Origin of the sequence: Saccharophagus degradans 2-40 (assembly GCF_000013665.1) — a bacterium.
Classification (GTDB): domain Bacteria; phylum Pseudomonadota; class Gammaproteobacteria; order Pseudomonadales; family Cellvibrionaceae; genus Saccharophagus; species Saccharophagus degradans.
Genome location: NC_007912.1, coordinates 2,950,242 through 2,971,612 on the forward strand (window position 1 = coordinate 2,950,242; position 21,371 = coordinate 2,971,612).

Sequence of the window (21,371 nt, forward strand, 5' to 3'; positions counted from 1 at the left end):
AATATTCAATTAGCTTAGAATTGCTCGCATTCATAATTCTAAGCTTCCCGTCAGCCTCATACGCAAGAAACGACAAAACAAGCGCATATACTTTCTTCTTAGTTGAACTATTCAACAAGGCGCTCTTTAATTATTGGCACCCCGCAGAAACCAAATAATCTGGACCTAGATTCTCAACGGCGCAAGCCCCGTTTTCGAAACCTTTCGCTACACTTTTCATCATTTCACGCTGATAGCTTTTTATCTGCGCTTCTTCATCTGGTGAGCGCCATCCAGCCTCAGTCATTACCAGTGTTCGCTGCACATGTTCACTTACCTTCTCTTCAGCGGACCCTGTTTTTAATTTGATAACTTCACGCACTAATAGCGCGCCGCCTTGGCCGCTATAATAGATAACACCCTCTAGATCAAAACTGCAATTGAATTGGCGACCGCCGCCGTGGCATACAACATTAGAGATATCATCAATGCGAGACACTATATGGCCACCAAAATACGGGCTAGCATACCGACTTGCTCCGTACTGTATGTCTGCATTGAAATTAAAGGCCACTTCGCGTAACAGCATCATTAAAATGTCGCCTTCCTTGGGCGGCTGTAGATTGTCAGGCAATGCTATCTTGCCGTTATCCTGCATAAGACTGGCTTCATAGGCGCTATATTTCTCCATATAATTGCTGCGGCTCCAGTACGCCTTTATATCAGTTGCACTGGTCTCGGTAACTGTATAGTACGCTGGTGAACGAAATTCGTTATCTTCTAAATACACAGATTGGAGTTGCTTAGACGGCACCTTTTCTGGCAACCAGCTGCCAGATTGGTTGACGAATATAGTTTGCCCAATACGCCAATCCATATTCGATATAGCCCCAAACTAAGACCAAAGCCCCAAACTAAGACAGCCACCGAAATAATTGACACGCATCCAGCACACTTGCATAAACCACTGTATATCCAACAGGAGGTTAGATATGCCCAAGCCCAGAAAAATGCAGGTTTCTTTAGATGCCACACCATATTATCACTGCACTTCACGCTGCGTGCGCCGTGCATTTTTATGTGGTTACGACGCCTTCACAAACACAGATTACGAACACCGCCGCCAATGGGTGGAAGATAGAATTCACCTACTAGCGAAAGTCTTTTGTATAGATGTTTGTGCCTATGCGGTAATGTCTAATCACTTGCACCTTGTACTTCATATCAACCAACAAAAAGCGCTAGCACTTACCGCTAAAGAAGTATGCGCCAGATGGCACCGCATATATAAAGGCACACTACTTACCCAAAAGTACGAAAGAAATGAAAATTTAACTGACGTAGAGCTAGACGCAGTAGCCATAAAAACTGAGCTGTGGCGCGAACAGCTATTTGATATTAGCTGGTTTATGCGCGCCCTAAATGAACCCATTGCCCGCATGGCAAACGCAGAAGATAATTGCACTGGCAGTTTTTGGGAATCACGCTTTAGCTCGCAAGCACTGTTAGATGAAAAAGCACTTGCCGCGTGCATGGCATACGTAGACTTAAATCCAGTGCGAGCCAAAATGGCCGATACGCCAGAAAAGTCCATACACACTTCATTAAACTTCGAGTAGACCAATTAGGTTCGAACCAAAACCAACCCAAAACCCTCTACCCCTTTGTGGGCAACCCACGCCAACCAATGCCAGACGGCCTACCTTTTAAACTAGACGATTATTTAGAACTAGTAGATTGGACTGGGCGTGCGGTACGCTCGGATAAACGCGGTAGCATTAGCCGGCACCTACCGCCGATACTTACACGGCTAGGTATAGCGCCTGCTGAATGGTTAATTTTAACTACGCAATTTGAAAAACGGGTTTCGACTTTTGCAGGTTCTGAGAATGCTATTCGGTTAGCTGCTGAAAACCTTGGCTATAAAAAGCCACCGGGGATCAGCTTAGCTAGAAGCTTGTTTTTATAATCCAACCCTAACACTACAGCAACACTTCAAGAGTTTCGCTCGCCTTAAATTTGTGAAAACGATATAAAATGCCAATATTTAGGCGTATTGGACATTTCATTTTCCAACAAAAATAAAAATCAAACTAATAGGAATAAAAAATAAGGCAGTAGTTAAGATTTCTTTAATTACTGCCTGTCTTGATTATTTCCAGATCCTCATAGGTTGAACTAACGAACACTTGATACTTTTTTTCCATAAATATGAACCTGACCTTTAATGGCTAACGCCGCCCACAGGGGCCGCAGTGGAGGTGAATGTTTTGCGGTAGCGTAGCGTAAACCGCAAAACAAGCACCGCAACGGAGGTCCAAGCCGCTACGCGGCTGAGCCTGGTGGGCCTTGTTATGAGTTTTTCTCAAGTTCTGCAATGAACTTTTTAGCATTATCTCCTGCCTTAGATAGTACTTCTTTATGCGTGCCTTTATTCATACAATGCTCAACACCCACAATTGGATAAATAGGCTTACCAACCAAATTAGGGTGGACTTCTTGAAAAGGAATTTTCCACTTCGGTTCGCTGTAGTCGTTGAACCAGTGAGCTAGCTCGTACATTTTTGGTTTTGGTGTAGTTCGTTCAATCTTAGCCGATGGCGCATTGCAAACCAATTTATATAGCTCATGAGTAAACACCAAACCCTCAAAATCTCTTCCTTTAAATAGGACTTCGCCATCGGCCCATTCTCCGTCTGAAGACTGAACACGTATATTAGTCTCGGGTTTACCAAAAACGTAGAGAGACAATGCGTTGAAGGCAATAAACCCTACACTCAAAAGTCCCAAGATACCGTAAACTACTCGTTTCATGGCTTACTCATAACGCCGCCAGAAGCGGCGAGCAATTTATTGCGAGTCCGGCTTGCTGGCATTGTTATAACTTTGCATGCCTGCTGACGATGTAACTAGTGTATTGATAAGAGCGTTTGCTTGAGCTTCGTTAATAGACTTGTTCGCAGCGATTTGGCAAATGTAGAACATACCAATATTTAAAAAAGCAGTGCGCTCGGTGGTTGTAGTAAGCATGCTCGCAGCTTCTTGAATCGTTGTGGTTACCTTAGCGAGATCTCCTGCACTTGCGGGGGCTTGACCATCTGTTGCAGCTTGAGCTGCGATACTTGAAGCGGTTTCTGATAAATTTAGGATTGCATCTGACAGCTTTGCTTCAGCCTGTATATTTGCAGTTTTAATGGCTAGAGCTGTTTGCATACAAGCTTCGCCGTCTTCAAATAACACTGCAGCAGATGCATCGGCCTCCCATACAAAGAGCGTTCCCACAGTTTTATCATTGGCGTCTTTAATGGACACGTATGATCTTTTGAATCTTGTACCCCCAAGCTGCGTACAAGCTGAAATCGTGAACAGAACTATAAGAATAATGATAAGTTTGGTTTTCATAAATCTGACTCCTTGATGGATTGATAGCTATAACGCCTTTGTAACAGGCATTTTTTGTGTAGTGGAGTTTTGCGGTAAAGTGGCGAAGCCACAGCAAAACGGAGCGTAGCAAAAAATGTCCTGTTGACAAACTTGTTATAGCTCATTCAAATTAGCTAAATAATTTAGACAACAGCCCTTTTTTATTTTTTCCTAACTTAGCCTCTAGTTCGGCACAACGCTCTGAAAGCAATTTATTCTGATCGATAATGTCGAATATTGATGTAATTGCTGATTCATGACGGCAACGCATAAATTCATTGCCATTTAATGTGACGATATAGTAGATGCGTGTTTCCTCGTTCTCCGGTGCATACTCGGAGGTAACATGGAAGTCGCCGTGAGACCACTGATACTCTTTAAACAAGCTTTTGGTGCTTTCATCCATCTCCGCGCCATTAAGCTCAAAGTGCGCCTGTGCGTAATCGGCAGGTGAAAACATTCCTTCATCGTTCTCAGTCATGTCTAATTCTCCTGATGGTATTTTCTGAGAGCCCGGCAGAGCTATAACGCCTAAAGCAGCGGCGCCGCTTGCGGCGTCCTGCTGGCTTTTTTTGTTAGGCTGTGAGCCTGCAAAAACCGTAGAACTACGATACTAACGATCTGTGGGCTAACCACAACCAAGGATAAAGCGATAAGCTCAAGATCTATTGGTCTTATAAAGCTTAGCACTTGATCAGTTTCTGTTGAAAAGAACGAATAAGTATACAAAACGAGATAATTGCATAAATTATTAGCGCTCTGAAGCCAGATATACGACCCAACCGTGCCACAAGCGAACCAAAATAAGTAAGGGTAACGAGAAGGTGCGATTAACACTAACAAGGCATAAATAATTGTGACGCTGGGAATAACAACACCAAATACTAGACCGGCTTTAGTGTGTGTTAAAAGCATTGCCAGCATGCAGCATAGAAGTAAGATCCCTCTATTTTTTAGTTTCAATTTGTAACATGCTACAAATAGGCACCCAAGGATTATTGCCCCAATACCATACATTTGCACGTACCATCGGGGCACCCCTCCCCAGACTAGTAGAAATAGAAACGGTGCGTAGACTAAATTTATAATTATTAAAATTATTGGCAATGTCTTCTGTACCATAGTGAAGCCTAACGCATAGCTAAACGGCGCACAAAGTGGAGCTGCTTTTGTGCGAAAATTTGCGAAGCAAATGCACAAAAGAAGCGGAGCTTTGGGCGTCCAGTGGAGGCCACAGGCCGGAACGGTGTTTTAGCGTTTTGTTATGAGAGACCACGAACCATACCTACAACACCTTAAATATTTTATTACCAACTAAATTGATTAGTAACCCATACATGCTTTTGATTTTACTTATAGCCGCGTTGCCTTTACACCAAAGCAGTAGCACCAACCTTCTGCGCTTTAAGTAGGAATTGCAAAAAAGCGAAGAAAATACTCGCTAAAATTGCGTTTAGCCTAGTACTTTTTCAGATGGAATGGAAGTGAAAAACCGAGGAAAAAGCCATCCCATAGCGCATACAAATTAACCTAAATTTAAACCTTAAAACCGACCTTGGCGATACCTAGCTGGTAGCTCATAACGCCGTTCCTCAGCGGCAAAAGCATGGTGGCGTGACTTTTGCGCAAGCAAAAGACATGACGCTATGATTTTGTCCGGCTGTAGGACTTTGTTAGGCGATCTCACTTAATCTCAATCCCCGCCGAGCGTGCAAACGCGACAAAATCAAGAGCCGTATTCTGGTCATGCACGATGCGCCAATTACCGTCCTCCAACTGAAAAACGTAGAGAAGCCAAGTGCTGAATGGCTCGTCCTCTGCCTTTGCGCGGTACTGGTACTTAATTAGTGCAATGGCCATATCTTCGCCGACGACTTTATGAGCAACTTCTCCTTCCCATATCCAGTTTGGATCTTTAAACCATTGCTCATGAATGTCTATCAGCTCAGTTGGTGTTGTGAATGCATGCCCGTTTTGAACAATCGTATACAGCGTGTCGTTGCGGGTCAGATTTGCCTTGAAGGCGTCAATATCTCGATTAGTAATGCTATCTAAATGGGCTTGAACAGCCTTATCAAAGTCTGGCTTCATAGTTGCTCCTTGGTTACAGGAAGTAAGTAAAAAAGGCAAAAAAATCAAGAGGGAAACTACACTGGCCATTTTACTCAGAGCAACTCGTTGGCTCCCTCTTGGTGTGTAGTCCTTATTCGTTCTGTATCTATACATAAAAACTTCCTCAGCTTACGTCGTGTCAGGAGCCAAAATGGCTCACTTGTAGTCGATTGAGAACTTCTTAAATCGACATGCAAAATCTGAATTCGACGATTCGACGATTCGACGATTCGACGCCTAACGCATAGCTAAACGGCGCACAAAGTGGAGCTGGTTTGTGCAACAATTTGCGAAGCAAATGCACAAACAAGCGGAGCTTTGGGCGTCCAGTGGAGGCCGCAGGCCGAAACGGTGTTTTAGCGTATTGTTAGGCATTTTATTTACCCCGCCGAACAGTTATTACAGCCCAAGCATGAGGTATTAATAACGCGATTATAAATGTAATACCAACACCTACTGCCAATATTGCAAACCGTTGACCAATACCAAAGTATAAAACTGAACTAGTAATGATAAGCACGAGTGGTGCTAGATGTAATTGCCGATAAGTTCTAAAAATTAGACCAAGCGCTATTGATGGAATAACTGCTCCAAATACCCAAAACGTAACCGCTAGCCATAGATAGCGAACAATATCAAAATGATAATATGCATTACAGAGATATGAGCCTAAAACTCCAAGGAATGCAGCAATGCATGAAATGATATAAAACTGTTTACTTGGACTCATATTCTTGTGCTGCCTAACGCCAAGTTAACCTGCCGAAGCGGAGTTGATTGTTTTTACGGTAGCGTAGCGTGAAACCGTAAAAACAAGCGACGCAGCGGAGGTCAGGTTGAACTTTTTGTTATGCGTTTTTATTTTTGACACTTAAAATTAACCTGCCATGAGCCGCCCTGATCTAGGCATGAATCTATGTGAATTTGCTCACGGGCCTTTGGGTAGACAACGCAAACAACAATAATTGCCACTGGCGCCCAATATAACTTTTGCCGTTTAAAATCACTTAACCTAATACCGACGAGAGCAATAGCGCTAAAACATGCTATCGCAAAGCTTAGTCTAGTGACCCCAATATGCTCAAAGTATTCTGGCGTATCTGTTGGCGGACCAGACGCTGCCCAAAACCCAAAAACAGCACCGTTTAGCAAGTATAAACCAAATAGTATTAAAACCACTCTCGCAAATATTTTCAGAATTTTAATTTCGTCAATTCCCTGTAAACGCATAACGCCTAGCTCACCTGCAACCTTTGCGGAGAGCATTTTGTGTAAAATGGAGCTACGCGACATACACAAAATGAGCGTAGCAAAGGTTGTCAGCGTGCAGCTACTTGTTAGGCATTTTCTTGCAGCTCTAAAAGGAGCGTATTTAGATACTCTTGCTCGACCTCAAATGAACCAGTGAACCCAAATTCACTATTGGTTGTACCGCAATATGCACTGCCTATGTTATACGTTAATATTACCGGACTACCGACACACTTAAACTCTAGATAAGAATCATAGGTTCCTTCTAGCTTTGGCACCAATGTTCTATCCAAAATAAAACGATCAAATTTACTGATGAATTCCGGCAAATTCAATAGATGTACATCATTGTTTTTTGCCTCAAATTTACTATGACCGAGATCTGCATAGCCATAAATTGAAAATGCACTATAACCGTACTCATCCTCAACCTTTACCAATTCAACCCAAAACTTATTATCGCTAGATACTATCTTCATGCCGATGCCTAACGCCTTTATAACGGGCCGGAGCAGCGCAGCTGCGGAGGTCCGGCGCGCTTTTCAGCGCCTTTCGTTGATAAACTTGTTAGATTTTAATGCCACTTTTTACCGCACCTTTTACACATAAACGTATCATTTCTAAGCCAAACATTTTCAGATTTGCACTTTATACAGTTTTTTGCGCCTTGTTTTACTGCGCCACATTTTTTACAGCTACCATGGTGTTTGTAAGTGTTATTCACCCACTGTTTAGGTATATGGTCTAGGCAAAAAACACACCTATTAGCAATCGAAAACCTTTTAAATACCTTTCGCTTTTTATGCTTGGAGTCGCATCCATCAATATCTAAACTCCGGAGTCGTGAATTACCCAACTGCTTAAGATATGGTCTTGGGTGCTTTCCCCATTCTCCTGAAGAGTTTCTTTTATGCTTATTCGTAATTCGATTCATGCGTAAATCTAACGCCGTTGTAAATTGCAGTTTTGTAGGAGCCCGTTTGTGCTATCAAGCACAAAAAGGAGCGACGGAAAAACTGTCAATTTGACAACTTTGTTAGATTCCCATGAATTCAATTGCAAACTCCCCTTGTTTACGGCTTGCTCTATAAAATTCGATTTGTTCATTTGAGAAGATATTTTTTACTGTTTTGATACTGTCATCGCTAGAGCGAAGACCAAAGTATATGGCTGTAATTGGTGCTGGTAGAGGTAGGGTAGTATTTCCTTGTTTAGTCACAAGCCTCCATTCAGATTCGTACTTCCAGCCGTCAGCTTTAGTAAATAAATTAACATCCAGTAAATCTATGATCCGATGTAGGTTCGGATACTCAACAGTATATTCAACCTTTCTACACATAAAATGGCTTAGAAAATTACTCTTAACATCCTTTCTCTCAAATTCGATACAAAAGCCAGTATGATTGTTCGCATAGTGCGACCACATAAGTATGTCATCATTTTTTTCACTTAACGAGAATACGCCCGATTCTCTCGCCTCAAGCATATGTTTTTCGATGGATTTATCTTCCACTTCCTCGACGGGTTTAAGATGATTCCTCTCAACAATCTCTCTAATTTGCTTCTCGGCTTCTTCAGGCTCATAAAGCTCTCTAATAAGATTACTCAACTGATGCAGTTGATCAGCAGTGGTCTTCGGATTTCCAGGGGTTAAGGCGCAATCAAAAGGGTCATTGAAGCTTGCTGGTTTCGCAACCCACATTTCTCGATTTACAAGCATTCTCAATGAGAATTCGTTGAACGCACGATACTTATAAAGTTTCTTAACTTCGGGATGTTCCATAAAAATCTAACGCCGCCAACAGCGGCCGAGCGTAGCGAGGTCCAGCCCCGAAGGGGCGATGCTGCTTGGCCTTGTTAAATTTATTGCTTGGCACTGCCTTTGACATTGAAGTTTTGTGTTAGCTTACGCTCATTTGGGATATTGAGATTCTCTGCATAATAATTTTGATCAATAGTTAGAACCCAAACTTCACCACCAAGATTAACCGTTGCCTCTAATGGGAAGGTAGCTGAAAACCGTGTAAGGATAGCCTTAGACTCATCACCATTTTGTGGCAATGCACCCGTTAATAATTCGGGCTCGCCTATACATTGTAACTTCAATAGTTGCGACCCAGGCTGCTGTTTATATAGCTCGCCTTCAACATCAGAAACCACAAATTTACGGTAATCTTTACCAAGACCTAGCCATTCGATCATGTGCACACTTTTTTCGGCACAATCAAAGCCCGATATTTCAATGGATTTTCCTTTGCTTATTGACTCCATTGACTCGGCCATAGCCTGAACTCCTGATAGCAAAATTATTATTGATGTAAGAATTCGTGGCACGATATTTCCAAGAATTTAACGCCTTGCTCTGCTGCATTTTTGGAGTGGATACTTTTGTGCTATTAAGCACAAAAGGAGCAACGGAAAAAATGTCAGCAGAAGCAACTTGTTAAGTGATTTACCCGACATTTGCTGCATCCTTTATACATGAGAATACAACGTCTTTAGATGTTTCTGAGCATGTAATTTTATACTTAGAAATATAGCCAATTTGATGAATACTGGTTTTACCATTACTTTTGATGCTGTACGTCACTTTATTCGCTGCCAATAGATTATCCAGTAATTTTAAGCATTTCTCAGTATCCGCACTCCAATACTCGAGAGTTAAAACTACAGTAGGCTCCTCAACCTCATATTCCTCCACTGCACTCTTGACGAAACTACGCCATTTAGAACCCTTAGTACTCACCGGAATTTTTCTCTCGATTTTTGACTCTATTTGCACTGTACACGATTTGGAGCTTCACTTAACGCCGCCATAAACGGCGCGAGCTTGCGAGCGTCCGGCGACCGTAGGGAGCGAATTTGATGGCCTTGTTATGCGCTTTTTAAAAAACATCGTGGTGCTCGAAAACCCAAGATCTAAAGTCGTGAGTTTTTGTTACGCTATTTAGCACACCGGAGTCGATTATCTGGCGATAAGCCTCCTCTCCTGCGCTTTGAAATAGTGCACTAAACTCCTCCTGTGCTGCATCCCACTCCGAATCAGTGAGGTTACGCATATGCTCTTTGTATTTATTGAGCTTCTCTAGCGTAGATTTCCATTTTTCTTGCCAAATCATGCAGTCGTAATTTAGATCAAAATACTGCCACTCTTGGTTATTCCAGCGAATACCTTCTCCCATTATCTCCTCCATTGATTCTCCGGACTTAGAATATGAATCAATAGTTGATTGGAAGGATTCCTCGGAGCTAGCACCTACATGAAAGTAGCCTTCCTCCGCAAGTATCTCTACCGCGAGACCAAAGAACCTTTCGCCAGCATGTTCCTTGAAAAAGTTTTCAACACTTGGAATTGCAGCACTTACTAGTGCTTCTACCAATTCATCCTTTTTAATTGGTTCCATGTTATTTTCTACTCCTAGGGCGCATAACGCCGTGCTAATTTGCCGGAACGTAGGTGATTGTTTTGCGGTAGCGTAGCGTAAAACCGCAAAACAAGCGCCGCAGTGGAGGTCAAATTGAGCACCTTGTTAGCTGCTGGTCTCGGCAACAGCTACGGATTTACATATTACAAAGCAAGTGTCAAACACCAATGCCTTGCACCCTCCCTCAGGATTATACGAGGGAACATAGTTAGTTTTAATGTGGCTACCTATCGCATTTTGATAGAGCTCCATGAGAGGCTTAGGCCCCTGAGCTAGTTGCCCATTGGAACCTATACAGAACTCTATGAACTGCCCCGCGTGATATGTATTGGCAAAATCAGTAAGGGGACGCCAACCACCAAATAACTTTTCATGAGCTTCCCAAACACGACCCAATATTTCGTATCTATTTTCTGGCTCAGAGGAATAATAAAGATACCCATGAGGTTCATTGTGATTCCATAGTAATTGGTGAGACTCAGTAAACTCAACTTCACCCGATACTGACGGCTGCACATCACTTTCTTTTACTCCGTGACACGTAATCTTAAAAAATCGGGTAGTGTCATAGTCCTGCCAGTCATCACACTGAAAATCGATTACCAAATCATCCGAAAAATCAACGGCAGTGATTCGACCATTTAGATCTTCGTATAACTTTTCTGATAATTCTTCGATGTTCATATTTACGTACAGCTAACGCCGCGCACAAGGGCCGGAACGTAGTTGGTTGTTTTGTGGTAGCGTAAGCGTTAAACCACAAAACAAGCGACGTAGTGGAGGTCCAGCCACGAAGGGGCGTGCTTGATGCGCCTTGTTATGTTTTTGGACCATTTTGGACACCAACCCTTACTTCTGATTCTTGCTCTTCACCCGATCCCATTTCTCTTGCACTTCCTTTTCCCTTTTTTCACGAAGCGTTTTTTGTATCTCCGCCAACCGACTATCATGGGCTTTGGTTGACTTTATCATCTGCCTGATGAATATGTATAACGGTACGGCAAAGACAAGCAAAATAATCCAAGTTAACATCGTTCACCACCAACCTAGCCAATAGCGCAATTTTTCGTATGCCTCATCACCTTTGTAGACAGCGAAGAATGCAAATAAGACACCGAGAATTAAGCAAAAAGTAAAATGTACAACTTCATAGCCTAAGAATATAAAAAATGAAATAACCGAACTCACAGCAAACATTACCAGCAAGCCGAAGACGAATCTTAATTTTTTCTCTAAACTATCGGGTTCGCTCATGATCACACATAACGCCTTTGTCAGTTGCGTTTTGGTTGTAGTGGATTTTTGTGCAATAATTTGCGAAGCAAATGCACAAAAAGGAGCGTAGACCAAAACGTCAACTGGACAAACTTGTTAGGCATTTTTGTACTCATTAACCATATCGAAAAATCTAGTTACAGACGCTTTATGCTGTAGTTCAGTAGCCCCATCTGCATACCCAACCCATTTAATGTTTTTCGGTGAGTACTCCATTTCGATTGCCAAAATCATATTTTGCCAACCAGCTGTAGATTCGTAGAACCCTAGTCTTTTTGCTACCCAATCATGAAAGCCGGGAAAATCAGAAAGAAATTCTAAGGATTCTGCCTTATTTTTTATGCTAAATGTATACCCGTCAATAAATGATCGAATATTGGAGAGTTTGTGCTCTCCAGTATACATTGCAGTTCTTGTGCTTATGGTTTCTATTAAGTCATAAATATTATTCATGGCCATCGATCCAAATGGTGCCTAACGCAGAGCTAAACGGCGCACAAAGTGGAGCTGGTTTGTGCAACAATTTGCGAAGAAAATGCACAAACAAGCGGAGCTTTGGGCGTCCAGTGGAGGCCGAAGGCCGGAACGGTGTTTTAGCGTTTTGTTATGAGAGACCACCAATAACACCTGCTTTACCTTAAATATTTATTACCAACCAAATAGATTAGTAACCCATACATGCTTTTGATTTTACTTATAGCCGCGTTGCATTAAAGCCACAGCTGTAGCACCAACCTTCTGCGCTTTAAGTATAAATTACAAAACAGCTAAGCCACTACTCGCCAAAATTGCGCTTAGCCTAGTACTTTTATAAATGGAATGGAAGTGAAAAAAAACAGAGGAAAATAGCCATTCCATAGCAAATACAAACATACAAAATTTAGGCCTTAAAGTTAACCTTGGCGATACCTAACTGGTAGCTCATAACGCCTTGCTAACCGGCAGACAAAGTGACGAAGCTTTTGTGCAACAATGAGCGTAGCGAATGCACAAAAGAAGCGGCGCTTTGGCTGTCCAGCGGAGCCGTAGGCGGAGCGACGGTTGAGCAACTTGTTAGTACTATTTAGCACAAGGTTTTTTACCTAATAAAGACATCTGCCATTTTTCATAATTGGTTTTACCCCAAAGGCTTCGATCTTCCTTAATTTCATGATTTGGATTAGTTATAAGATTTTCAACTAACTCTTCATACTCTGGCTTAGACACAGAAAAAGGTTTCCATCTCGCTCCGCCGTCCATTCCCGCATCATCACATCCCGACTCTAAGACTTCATTCAGAACATGAAGAGGAGGAATAATTCCAAAATACTTTAATGCGTAAACAAACCCGAGGGTAGACAATATAAACTCATCCAAGGGAGCGCATTCCCATGGACCTTCACCAGCCCCCATAGCAGGCATTCTTTTAAATCGCACGTCATTCATTTAGAGTACTAACGCCTGTAGCACCTGCACGAATTGCGGAGTGCCTTTTTGTGTAAAATTGAGCGTAGCGAAACACAAAAAGGCGCGTAGCAATTTGTGTCAGGTGACTACACTTGTTAGGTGACTTTAATTAACCGGCACATCTGATGAGATTAGTTTAGTGATTTTACCACTGCCGACTAAGTTGCCACCCTCTTGAATTCGCCAAATGAGGCCTGGAAACAAGTCTACTACATACCCGTCAGGCATTATAAAATGGATTTTCACTGGCTTAGATTCTCCAGGCGTAATCCACTCATTGTTTTGCACTGTGATCTGGCCCATTCTCATTTCGACATTCTCCGGCCCTCCAAAGTTATGATTGGGTCGGTAGCCTGATGTAATTCCATTTACTCGACCAGATTCGCTAGCTGGCAACAATGAAACTATAGCTTCAACTTTTATCGAATACCATTTATCTTCCACTGGCATTACGCGCACCTAACGCAGAGCTAAACGGCGCACAAAGTGGAGCTAATTTTGTGCAACAATTTGCGAAGCAAATGCACAAAAGAAGCGGAGCTTTGGGCGTCCAGTGGAGGCCAACGGCCGGAACGGTGTTTTAGCGTTTTGTTAGGCTTATGGCAGTGACTTTGATAGAAACACACGATCACATCCGACACAAACTGACTTTATTGAATACCTATAGTTTACAAAAAGGCTGATGTATTTAGCTACATGCCGCCCAGCAAATACGAAGATCCCAAAAAACACCACTGTCATTACGAGAGTACGAAGTGGTCCAGCCATCGAGTCTAGGCTTGAATCAGTTGAAACAAGGACGATAGATGCTATCCAAGAAACAAATGCCACGGGGAGTGCTGTAACAAGGAGTAGGAATGACGCCCCGACCGCATCAACTAGATTAATATTAATTTCTTGAGTGAGCTTGCTCCGCTTTCCACAATTATCACAGATATGTAGCATTCTATTCCTCGAAAAGCCTAACGCAGAGCTAAACGGCGCACAAAGTGGAGCTGCTTTTGTGCAATAATTTGCGAAGCAAATGCACAAAAGAAGCGGAGCTTTGGGCGTCCAGTGGAGGCCAAAGGCCGGAACGGTGTTTTAGCGTTTTGTTATATTTTTCCATGCGCTTTGCATACAAAATCTAGGAACTCTTCACCGTTTCTAAAAACAGTAGTTTTACGATCGTTTTATGGATCCCACCCTTGCGACAGCGCAAACCGTATAAACTTTTCCGCAACGTTAGGTTCGTACGCATTAGTAGTGCCCTCAAAATGTATGTACACGCCAATTATTCTTGGATTTTGAGCTCCATTGAACTCCACTACGAATGGCGAAGTTTTAAATCCATCCAAATAACCACGAAAGGATACTAGTTCGTTTCGCGCTTCATGATCAAAACCCTTCTTTATCCCGTAAAGATAAGCTTGATCATCAATTTTAATTTTTCTCAGTTTACTCATCGGTTAGCTATGAAATATAACGCCCAATTCAAGCGCCGCCGAAGGCGGTCGGTTGGAATTGATTGTTATGAGCTTTTACTCTCGATAGCTAGTACGCGCTTTTCTAACTTTTTTATTTCTGCGAAATTTACCTTCATTTGCTCTACATCCTGATTGTCTTCGCTGCTTTCAGGACTGTAAAAATCGACTTCGCCACCTTTTTCTACAAACTCTATTAGATTTTTAACTGATTTCTCTAGAACTTTGAATTTTTCACCATCACCGTTTTGATTAATGTTCAAATTTACTGAAATTTCTTTCGTAATAGATTCAAGTCCTTCCTTTTTTTCCTTATCAGCTTCCTTTGATAATTCGGCTTCTAATTTCTGATTTCCGAGTTTAAGCGCCTTGATTTCTTCGGCTTTCTTTCTGATAGTTAGCACTCTGTCAGCTACTTTAAGTGCCGAGAGTATGATCGTGCTTGTTGTTGTGGCAATTGCTGCAATTACAGCAAGTTCAATAATGATTGATCCTTTTTGAGCACCAACAACCTTAACATCTTCAGGCGCATATCCATGAGCCATGGCGATTCCACGGCCAATTTCCCACCAAGTATTACCCATTTTTTTAAAATCAGTAAGATTATTAAGAGAAACATCATTCTGAAAATGGACACGCATAACAACCTGCTCATCTTCATCAGAATCTTCGTCATCGACATCGATTAGTGAGGCGAGATTAGATTTTAATTGATCAGACTTCTGAATTGCTTGAGTGAGCTTGCCGTGGATCGAATTTACTTCGGCTGTCGCAGTTGCGATATCTAATGAGTTCCTAAAAAGCAGATCTTCTAAATTCGTAACACCCTCTGAACCAATGTAATGAGATATTTCTAGTTTCGAGAGCATTCTCTCTTGCTCATTAGTAAGACCTGAAAGCGATATCTTCTCGATAGCATCGATTAAAGCATCTTTTTGAGTTTCGAAAGGCTGCATTGGTTGATTGTTACGAGCATTAACATTCTGCTGCATAGCTTTATGAAGCTGCTGATATTTTTGGACTACTTGCAATTTCTTTACATTTTCATCAATCCAATAAGAAAGACTTAACAGTTCTTTAATTTGCACAATTCCTCCTTCAGCTCATAACGCAGAGCTAAACGGCGCACAAAGTGGAGCTGCTTTTGTGCGAAAATTTGCGAAGCAAATGCACAAAAGAAGCGGAGCTTTGGGCGTCCAGTGGAGGCCGCAGGCCGGAACGGTGTTTTAGCGTTTTGTTATGAGAGACCACTAACCATACCTACAACACCTTAAATATTTTATTACCAACTAAATTGATTAGTAACCCATACATGCTTTTGATTTTACTTATAGCCGCGTTGCCTTTACGCCAAAGCAGTAGCACCAACTTTCTGCGCTTTAAGTAGGAATTGCAAAAAAGCGAAGAAAATACTCGCTAAAATTGCGTTTAGCCTAGTACTTTTTCAGATGGAATGGAAGTAAAAAACCGAGGAAAAAGCCATTCCATAGCGCATACAAATTAACCTAAATTAAAACCTTAAAACCGACCTTGGCGATACCTAGCTGGTAGCTCATAACGCATAGCTAAACGGCGCACAAAGTGGAGCTGGTTTGTGCAATAATTTGCGAAGCAAATGCACAAACGAGCGGAGCTTTGGGCGTCCAGTGGAGGCCAAAGGCCGGAACGATGTTTGAGCGAATTGTTAGAATTTCACTCTTCGACTGCATATTTTTCTATAACCGTATATATACAATTATTGGCATTTACTTTATTGCCACACTCTACGCTAACATCGTATACCATTTCTCTTTCGAGGCCGAATAAGCTGCAACAACAAGATTCTTACCACTTTCACTCTTTAATTCCATTTCACTGCGTTCAAAGGTCTCCATGGAAACATAGAAGTCTTTTTGTGTATTTCCAAAACTCAATACAGCCATTACAGCTCTTCTAGCATCAATAGCTTCAACTCCTTCTGCTCTCTCTATTTCCACAGAAAACCTGAGAATTGAATTGTTACTGCATGCGCTTAGTATAAAACCAGCAAAAATTAGTACAATTCGCATTTATTTACTCGTTGAATTCTAACGCCCAGCTAAGCCGCCGGAACGGAGTTGATTGTTTTGTGCGAGCGTAGCGGAAAAGCACAAAACGAGCAACGCAGTGGAGGTCGGCTTGAGCTGTTTGTTAACTGTAATACGGACCGGACCATACGTAGCCTTGTTTTTTTGTTTTAAAGCCATCTTCGATTAGTTGAGTGCCACCACCTTTCATTGAGCTACCCCACATAAATATTTTGTCGCTGAACATATCTTTAAGGTATTCAGAGACTTCTGTGACTATTTCTTTGACCTCATCGGGACTGTCAGTTTTTTCATTGAAATAGCCACAATGCCAATGAGTGAAATTGCCAACAAAAACTGTTAGCTCATCATAGTCATCTTGTATATCGATGCTACCGACTTCATTACAAACTGGAGGAATAGAAATAAGCTTTTTCTCATCATCGGTGCTAAATTGCAGCGACGGAAATTGCGACTCTATTTCCTTTTTCATTGCTTCGTAGAGCATGACCCCTCTTTTACAGTTAACGCCTTTGTAACAGGCATTTTTTGTGTAGTGGAGTTTTGCGGTAAAATGGCGAAGCCACCGCAAAACGGAGCGTAGCAAAAAATGTCCTGTTGACAAACTTGTTATGTGCCTTTGATTCTACACCGTTTACTTAAAGTACTACCATCCATCAGAACAACAATATTTTCGTTGAAATCTGGATCAGGTTCACCACCACGGAATTTTACGAAACTAATATTATAAAGCCACTGATTAGTTTTAAAGCCTTCAGCACGATACGAGCTTAAACTATAACGAACAATTTCTTCTGACACCTTCCCTTGATATTCGTTCGCAACCCAATCACTTACTATCTTTTTGGCTTCACTAATTTTTATTGGTGGGTCACCATTGCCATCCCAATGTGTACTCAACCGAAGCTCATGTGACGAATCAAAAGTTATTGAGCACTCAAGCCCATTACTCATAGTCCAGCGCTCTACATAAGATTCATTCGCTAACAAATCAACCGAGGAGAATATAACCAGAATAAAAAATATAATTTTCATTTTTAACGTGAACTCTTTAGGCACATAACGCCTTGCTAAGGGGCGTTTCTGGAGTTGATTGTTTTGTGCTACTAAAGCACAAAACAAGCGACGGAAGAAACGTCCCTCTTGAGCAACTTGTTAGCTATAGCACTAGGAACCGCTATACAGCTCTCCCAGATGCTCTTTTGTTTTAGCAATGCACATTGCATCCAATTTTCCAAAATAGAATTTCCTTCCATCTTTGAAAGAAACTTGTAGCACTGAATTATTTCCGATATAAAATGACTTTGCTTCATCAAGTTTCGATGCCCATTTCATATCCTTCCCCGTAGTACCCTTAAAGGTCATTAAATTTGCTGATGGATTCAATGAAACTCTTCTCTTGACATCATCACTGGAAAATTGAATAAGTAACACGCCATTATCTAGACTTTCGCAACGAGTCTGCTTGAATTCGGTGCCAGCAATACATTTAAGGTTGACGGAAAGTACCACAAATACTAGATATTTTTTCATATTCCCCGATATAGCTTTACAGCTAACGCCGGCAGCAAAGGCTGCCGAAGGCAGTCCAGTGGAGCATAGCGGAACGATTTTGCCTGCCCTTGTTATAACGCGAGGCGGTTATCCAATAGCTCATATTCATCCAATGCTCCGCGCAATATTTGGAAAAGCTCTACTATTTTCCCATCAATTTCAATGTAATACATCTCTCGTGATTTGTTTTGATTAAGCGTGATACGACCAAAATAATCTGTTTGCTTTGCATTGGATCGAGGCTTGTAATCTAACCCGCCATGTTTGATGGAATTAGCTAGGTCGGCGATTACCTTTAGGTGCTTTGATTGATTAATAAACTCCTCTATTTCCTTTCCTCTACCCGGATAACGCTTTTTCATCCAGTCTTTTTCGTTCCATAGACTTGTAATAAGTGGCTTAAGATATTGCTTTAATTGATGATTAGACAACTCATAATGGCTCCAATTAGCTACTTTATTCCAGTGAGCCAGCACTGTGAACCAATTTTCTCTTGAGTTTTCAGGGTTAACGATTTTCATGATTTAGAGTGTTATAACGCCCAAAGCAGCGGCGCGCGTTAGCGCGTCCAGCCCGTAGGGCGATGCTGCCTTTGATTGTTAGGTGATGCCTGCTTAGTACGCATTTTCTTTCTCAATGGTAAACTTAGTCAAGCTCAGTAAGTAAAGGCATATATCTACATAAGTATCGGCTGCTTCCTCGCCACTAGGACTCCAAAGATTCCACGACTGGTAGCTATTGCCGTTGGCTTTTTCAAAGATCCATTGAGCGCCATCCATGCCGATGGTTTCCTCATCAGGCTTATATTCCCATTTGTCGATCTGCTCGGCGAGGAACCTTAGTTTATTTGATTCCTCGCTCGTTAATTCTCGCTCATCTTTTATTTGAATATGGCCCGGAGAATAACCACCTGCTCCTGATAATTGCTTAGCGTTTAAAGTACACCTTGCTTCACAATCAACTCTCACGACTATTGGAGCATGAAAGCTTCGTAGCCAAGTAAACCTATACACTTCGCTGTACAATGGTAGTTTTATTGGCTTTTCGCGAGCTGCACGCAAATGCGCAGAAAACCATTCTCTTTCAAAGGAGTCTAACTCCTTCCACTCTGGAAAGTAGTCTGTCTTTATTGCTGCACATGCAACAAGAAAAAAACTTATAAAAACTACTATGCTCGACTTCACGCATTCACCTAACGCCGCCATAAATTGCCGCTTGAAGCGCAGCGTAAAGCGGTCAATTTGATGGCCTTGTTATGAGCCATTTGCTAATTGATGGCACAGAGTACCGGATACTTTTTAACACTTTTGTACCTTTACATAAGTAGTCAATAAACACACCCATTTCATGCGATTTATTAGTGTAGTAACCGATAGCTTCTGGCTTTGAATTGGACACTGGCAACTCGGTTATATATACAAATAATTCCTCACCATTTGAGCCAAGAAGGAATGACCCGCTTCTTTTGGCAGGACAACCAGATGGGCTTTCCAGTGGCCCCTGCATTTCGATCATGGTTGCAACGCCTTCAGGATTTACCTTAATAGCAAACCCCAAAGTCTCTGCCAACTCAGGAGTTAATGTTACTTCTTTAGGCCCACCACTCGCGAACGAAAAAGAAGAAAACATAATTAGTATTATTCCAATGAATCTCATCGCTAGTAGCTCATAACGCCGTTGTAAATTGCAGTTTTGGAGGAGCCCGTTTGTGCTATTTAGCACAAAAAGGAGCGACGGAAAAACTGTCAATTTGACAACCTTGATACTTATGATGACCTCCTCCTCCGGAGACCAATGGAAACCTTCTAAACTTAAATCACCACAACAAAAGTTAATTAAAGAAGGAGATCATCATATGAGATTTTATACCATTTCCCACAAACATTACTGTGGAATAGATTTGCATACCAAAATGATGTACGTCTGCATACTTGATTCTGATGCTAACATACTGATTCATAAGAATATACCTACTAATGGTAAGGCGTTTTTAAAGCTCATAGCCCCCTATCGCGAAGACATTGTCGTAGGCGTTGAGTGCATGTTTTCTTGGTATTGGCTGGCTGATTTGTGCGCCAAAGAAGGCATCGAATTTATCTTAGGCCATGCACTTTACATGAGGTGTATTCACGGCGGAAAGGCCAAAAACGATAGAGTTGACTCGGAAAAAATCGCACGCATTATGAGAGGCGGCGATTTCCCTCTCGCCTATGCCTATCCTGCCGAGCTTCGGCCTGTTCGCGACCTCATGCGTAGACGAAGCCATTTGGTTCGCATTAAGAGTGAGATTCAAAGCCATATTAGTATTACCAACTACCAATATAATCTTGAGCCGTTCGACAAAAACATCGTTCACAAAGGTAATCGCGAAGGTATAGCAGATCACTTCGATAACGCTTCTGTACGACTTAATGTTGAAACCGATATTGCCGTTATGGACAGCCTTCACGATCAGATACGGAACCTCGAAAACTACATTATCAGGCATGCGAAAGACTACGATGGCCGAATGTTGTACCGATTAAAAACAGTTCCTGGGATTGGCGATATTTTGGCTTTAACAATCATGTATGAAATTCTATCGATCGATCGCTTTCCAACGGTTCAAAAGTTTTGTTCATACTCCCGTTTAGTTAAATGTGCGAATGAGTCGGCTGGCAAAAAAATGGGGACATCAGGCTCAAAAATAGGTAACGCTCATCTAAAATGGGCCTTTTCTGAAGCGGCTATTCTATTCATACGTGGAAATGATAAAGCTCAGAAATATGTTACTAAATTAAGCAAGAAGTTTGGCAAAGGTAAAGCGCTGTCCATACTATCCCACAAATTGGGACGCGCTATTTATTTTATGATGAAAAGGAACGATGTCTTTGATATGAATTACTTTTTTCGAAATAGTTAAATGTTTAGGGTAGCGTGTTTGAGCTAGCAGGTATAACTAGGGTGCCGAGCATAAAGATCCTAAGCTGAGTTATCCGTTTAAGCTTCGAGCTTACTCTTAGCCTGATGAAAAAATGCCAACTCTCTCGCTTTGAATAGACAGAACACGCTACCCGCCCTACGCTTTTTTGACGTGTGACTGCCCCTTGACTGAGTGATCTATAACTGGATACAAAACACCGTAAGCCCGATTCTTTGAAGCGCCAGATCCAAGGGTAACCGATAAATTTCTAGTAGCGCCTTAGTAAAGCTAAGGCATCCAGATTACTTCAGCGAATGAAAGCGTCGAACGTTAATTTGGACTGACTCTCAATAGGTGTTTGGTACAGTTACCACTAAGCCTTCCATGAAATTATCGTCAGTAGAAACATTCAAAATTGCTTTTTTATTAACTCTAGGCATTAAACCAAGGGTTTTGGTGAGTTATTGTTCTTTGA

Annotated in this window: 24 protein-coding genes and 1 pseudogene; 2 read left to right on the forward strand and 23 right to left on the reverse strand. The window is 41.8% G+C overall.

The genetic code is table 11. From position 1 onward, the window contains the following. Positions 1-130 precede the first annotated feature (130 nt). Complete coding sequence (locus SDE_RS12140; RefSeq protein WP_011468801.1) at positions 131-856, reverse strand: hypothetical protein; 726 nt, start codon at positions 854-856, stop codon at positions 131-133. Positions 857-971: 115 nt separating this feature from the next. On the opposite strand from SDE_RS12140, the pseudogene SDE_RS12145 reads away from it, so the two are divergent. After that, positions 972-1,948: pseudogene (locus tag SDE_RS12145) on the forward strand (transposase). 383 nt (positions 1,949-2,331) lie between these two features. Here the strand turns inward: SDE_RS12145 and SDE_RS12150 are convergent. The 22 genes from SDE_RS12150 to SDE_RS12280 all read right to left on the reverse strand — a co-directional run bounded on the left by SDE_RS12150 (position 2,332) and on the right by SDE_RS12280 (position 19,623). Next, positions 2,332-2,793 (reverse strand): hypothetical protein, encoded by a 462-nt coding sequence (locus SDE_RS12150; RefSeq protein ID WP_011468804.1) that lies wholly within the window; start codon positions 2,791-2,793, stop codon positions 2,332-2,334. Positions 2,794-2,829: 36 nt separating this feature from the next. Beyond that, a complete protein-coding gene (locus tag SDE_RS12155) occupies positions 2,830-3,381 on the reverse strand; it encodes a hypothetical protein (protein WP_011468805.1) in 552 nt (183 codons plus the stop codon). 151 nt (positions 3,382-3,532) lie between these two features. Continuing rightward, positions 3,533-3,883, reverse strand: coding sequence for a hypothetical protein (locus SDE_RS12160; RefSeq protein ID WP_011468806.1), 351 nt, complete (start codon positions 3,881-3,883; stop codon positions 3,533-3,535). 1,202 nt (positions 3,884-5,085) lie between these two features. Continuing rightward, the gene (locus SDE_RS12170; RefSeq protein ID WP_011468808.1) at positions 5,086-5,493 is read right to left on the reverse strand and encodes a DUF4440 domain-containing protein; all 408 of its coding nucleotides are present in this window, start codon (positions 5,491-5,493) and stop codon (positions 5,086-5,088) included. A gap of 397 nt (positions 5,494-5,890) precedes the next feature. Next, entirely contained in the window at positions 5,891-6,244 is a 354-nt protein-coding gene (locus SDE_RS12175; RefSeq protein ID WP_041324648.1) for a hypothetical protein, read from the reverse strand. A 607-nt stretch (positions 6,245-6,851) separates the two neighbouring features. Then, entirely contained in the window at positions 6,852-7,244 is a 393-nt protein-coding gene (locus SDE_RS12185; protein ID WP_011468810.1) for a hypothetical protein, read from the reverse strand. Positions 7,245-7,801: 557 nt separating this feature from the next. Next, on the reverse strand, positions 7,802-8,548 hold the full coding sequence (locus tag SDE_RS12190; RefSeq protein ID WP_011468811.1) for a DUF2971 domain-containing protein: 747 nt from the start codon (positions 8,546-8,548) through the stop codon (positions 7,802-7,804). Positions 8,549-8,628: 80 nt separating this feature from the next. Next, a complete protein-coding gene (locus SDE_RS12195) occupies positions 8,629-9,048 on the reverse strand; it encodes a hypothetical protein (RefSeq protein ID WP_011468812.1) in 420 nt (139 codons plus the stop codon). Positions 9,049-9,650: 602 nt separating this feature from the next. After that, positions 9,651-10,169 (reverse strand): DUF4303 domain-containing protein, encoded by a 519-nt coding sequence (locus tag SDE_RS21330; RefSeq protein WP_011468813.1) that lies wholly within the window; start codon positions 10,167-10,169, stop codon positions 9,651-9,653. 126 nt (positions 10,170-10,295) lie between these two features. Next, positions 10,296-10,874, reverse strand: coding sequence for a hypothetical protein (locus SDE_RS12210; RefSeq protein ID WP_011468814.1), 579 nt, complete (start codon positions 10,872-10,874; stop codon positions 10,296-10,298). A 351-nt stretch (positions 10,875-11,225) separates the two neighbouring features. Beyond that, positions 11,226-11,444 (reverse strand): hypothetical protein, encoded by a 219-nt coding sequence (locus SDE_RS12220; protein WP_041324655.1) that lies wholly within the window; start codon positions 11,442-11,444, stop codon positions 11,226-11,228. A 117-nt stretch (positions 11,445-11,561) separates the two neighbouring features. Continuing rightward, entirely contained in the window at positions 11,562-11,918 is a 357-nt protein-coding gene (locus tag SDE_RS12225; protein WP_143710890.1) for a hypothetical protein, read from the reverse strand. Positions 11,919-12,524: 606 nt separating this feature from the next. Then, positions 12,525-12,890, reverse strand: coding sequence for a hypothetical protein (locus SDE_RS12230; RefSeq protein ID WP_041324657.1), 366 nt, complete (start codon positions 12,888-12,890; stop codon positions 12,525-12,527). A gap of 126 nt (positions 12,891-13,016) precedes the next feature. After that, complete coding sequence (locus SDE_RS12235) at positions 13,017-13,361, reverse strand: hypothetical protein (protein WP_011468817.1); 345 nt, start codon at positions 13,359-13,361, stop codon at positions 13,017-13,019. A gap of 1,060 nt (positions 13,362-14,421) precedes the next feature. After that, on the reverse strand, positions 14,422-15,462 hold the full coding sequence (locus SDE_RS12245; protein WP_011468818.1) for a hypothetical protein: 1,041 nt from the start codon (positions 15,460-15,462) through the stop codon (positions 14,422-14,424). A gap of 675 nt (positions 15,463-16,137) precedes the next feature. Then, the gene (locus tag SDE_RS12250) at positions 16,138-16,422 is read right to left on the reverse strand and encodes a hypothetical protein (protein ID WP_041324660.1); all 285 of its coding nucleotides are present in this window, start codon (positions 16,420-16,422) and stop codon (positions 16,138-16,140) included. Between the two features lie 121 nt (positions 16,423-16,543). Next, positions 16,544-16,927 (reverse strand): hypothetical protein, encoded by a 384-nt coding sequence (locus tag SDE_RS12255; RefSeq protein ID WP_011468819.1) that lies wholly within the window; start codon positions 16,925-16,927, stop codon positions 16,544-16,546. A gap of 122 nt (positions 16,928-17,049) precedes the next feature. Beyond that, complete coding sequence (locus SDE_RS12260) at positions 17,050-17,475, reverse strand: hypothetical protein (RefSeq protein WP_041324067.1); 426 nt, start codon at positions 17,473-17,475, stop codon at positions 17,050-17,052. 132 nt (positions 17,476-17,607) lie between these two features. Continuing rightward, on the reverse strand, positions 17,608-17,973 hold the full coding sequence (locus SDE_RS12265) for a hypothetical protein (protein ID WP_041324662.1): 366 nt from the start codon (positions 17,971-17,973) through the stop codon (positions 17,608-17,610). 92 nt (positions 17,974-18,065) lie between these two features. After that, on the reverse strand, positions 18,066-18,515 hold the full coding sequence (locus tag SDE_RS12270; RefSeq protein ID WP_011468821.1) for a hypothetical protein: 450 nt from the start codon (positions 18,513-18,515) through the stop codon (positions 18,066-18,068). Between the two features lie 93 nt (positions 18,516-18,608). Beyond that, positions 18,609-19,199: a hypothetical protein gene (locus SDE_RS12275; RefSeq protein ID WP_041324664.1), complete on the reverse strand. Its 591-nt coding sequence runs from the start codon at positions 19,197-19,199 to the stop codon at positions 18,609-18,611. A 31-nt stretch (positions 19,200-19,230) separates the two neighbouring features. Further along, on the reverse strand, positions 19,231-19,623 hold the full coding sequence (locus tag SDE_RS12280; RefSeq protein ID WP_011468823.1) for a hypothetical protein: 393 nt from the start codon (positions 19,621-19,623) through the stop codon (positions 19,231-19,233). 226 nt (positions 19,624-19,849) lie between these two features. On the opposite strand from SDE_RS12280, the gene SDE_RS12285 reads away from it, so the two are divergent. After that, positions 19,850-20,896 (forward strand): IS110 family transposase, encoded by a 1,047-nt coding sequence (locus tag SDE_RS12285; protein ID WP_041324801.1) that lies wholly within the window; start codon positions 19,850-19,852, stop codon positions 20,894-20,896. The last annotated feature ends 475 nt before the right edge of the window (positions 20,897-21,371 follow it).

Bases quoted from the DNA above. Each gene is read 5' to 3' on its own strand.
- SDE_RS12210 (WP_011468814.1), bottom strand. From the start codon at position 10,874: ATGAACATCGAAGAATTATCAGAAAAGTTATACGAAGATCTAAATGGT.
- SDE_RS12260 (WP_041324067.1), bottom strand. From the start codon at position 17,475: ATGAAAATTATATTTTTTATTCTGGTTATATTCTCCTCGGTTGATTTG.
- SDE_RS12265 (WP_041324662.1), bottom strand. From the start codon at position 17,973: ATGAAAAAATATCTAGTATTTGTGGTACTTTCCGTCAACCTTAAATGT.
- SDE_RS12285 (WP_041324801.1), top strand. From the start codon at position 19,850: ATGAGATTTTATACCATTTCCCACAAACATTACTGTGGAATAGATTTG.
- SDE_RS12170 (WP_011468808.1), bottom strand. From the start codon at position 5,493: ATGAAGCCAGACTTTGATAAGGCTGTTCAAGCCCATTTAGATAGCATT.
- SDE_RS12250 (WP_041324660.1), bottom strand. From the start codon at position 16,422: ATGCGAATTGTACTAATTTTTGCTGGTTTTATACTAAGCGCATGCAGT.
- SDE_RS12275 (WP_041324664.1), bottom strand. From the start codon at position 19,199: ATGGCGGCGTTAGGTGAATGCGTGAAGTCGAGCATAGTAGTTTTTATA.
- SDE_RS12190 (WP_011468811.1), bottom strand. From the start codon at position 8,548: ATGGAACATCCCGAAGTTAAGAAACTTTATAAGTATCGTGCGTTCAAC.
- SDE_RS12220 (WP_041324655.1), bottom strand. From the start codon at position 11,444: ATGAGCGAACCCGATAGTTTAGAGAAAAAATTAAGATTCGTCTTCGGC.
- SDE_RS12280 (WP_011468823.1), bottom strand. From the start codon at position 19,623: ATGTTTTCTTCTTTTTCGTTCGCGAGTGGTGGGCCTAAAGAAGTAACA.
- SDE_RS12185 (WP_011468810.1), bottom strand. From the start codon at position 7,244: ATGAAGATAGTATCTAGCGATAATAAGTTTTGGGTTGAATTGGTAAAG.
- SDE_RS12255 (WP_011468819.1), bottom strand. From the start codon at position 16,927: ATGCTCTACGAAGCAATGAAAAAGGAAATAGAGTCGCAATTTCCGTCG.
- SDE_RS12140 (WP_011468801.1), bottom strand. From the start codon at position 856: ATGGATTGGCGTATTGGGCAAACTATATTCGTCAACCAATCTGGCAGC.
- SDE_RS12175 (WP_041324648.1), bottom strand. From the start codon at position 6,244: ATGAGTCCAAGTAAACAGTTTTATATCATTTCATGCATTGCTGCATTC.
- SDE_RS12230 (WP_041324657.1), bottom strand. From the start codon at position 12,890: ATGAATGACGTGCGATTTAAAAGAATGCCTGCTATGGGGGCTGGTGAA.
- SDE_RS12270 (WP_011468821.1), bottom strand. From the start codon at position 18,515: ATGAAAATCGTTAACCCTGAAAACTCAAGAGAAAATTGGTTCACAGTG.
- SDE_RS12150 (WP_011468804.1), bottom strand. From the start codon at position 2,793: ATGAAACGAGTAGTTTACGGTATCTTGGGACTTTTGAGTGTAGGGTTT.
- SDE_RS12195 (WP_011468812.1), bottom strand. From the start codon at position 9,048: ATGGCCGAGTCAATGGAGTCAATAAGCAAAGGAAAATCCATTGAAATA.
- SDE_RS21330 (WP_011468813.1), bottom strand. From the start codon at position 10,169: ATGGAACCAATTAAAAAGGATGAATTGGTAGAAGCACTAGTAAGTGCT.
- SDE_RS12225 (WP_143710890.1), bottom strand. From the start codon at position 11,918: ATGAATAATATTTATGACTTAATAGAAACCATAAGCACAAGAACTGCA.
- SDE_RS12155 (WP_011468805.1), bottom strand. From the start codon at position 3,381: ATGAAAACCAAACTTATCATTATTCTTATAGTTCTGTTCACGATTTCA.
- SDE_RS12160 (WP_011468806.1), bottom strand. From the start codon at position 3,883: ATGACTGAGAACGATGAAGGAATGTTTTCACCTGCCGATTACGCACAG.
- SDE_RS12235 (WP_011468817.1), bottom strand. From the start codon at position 13,361: ATGCCAGTGGAAGATAAATGGTATTCGATAAAAGTTGAAGCTATAGTT.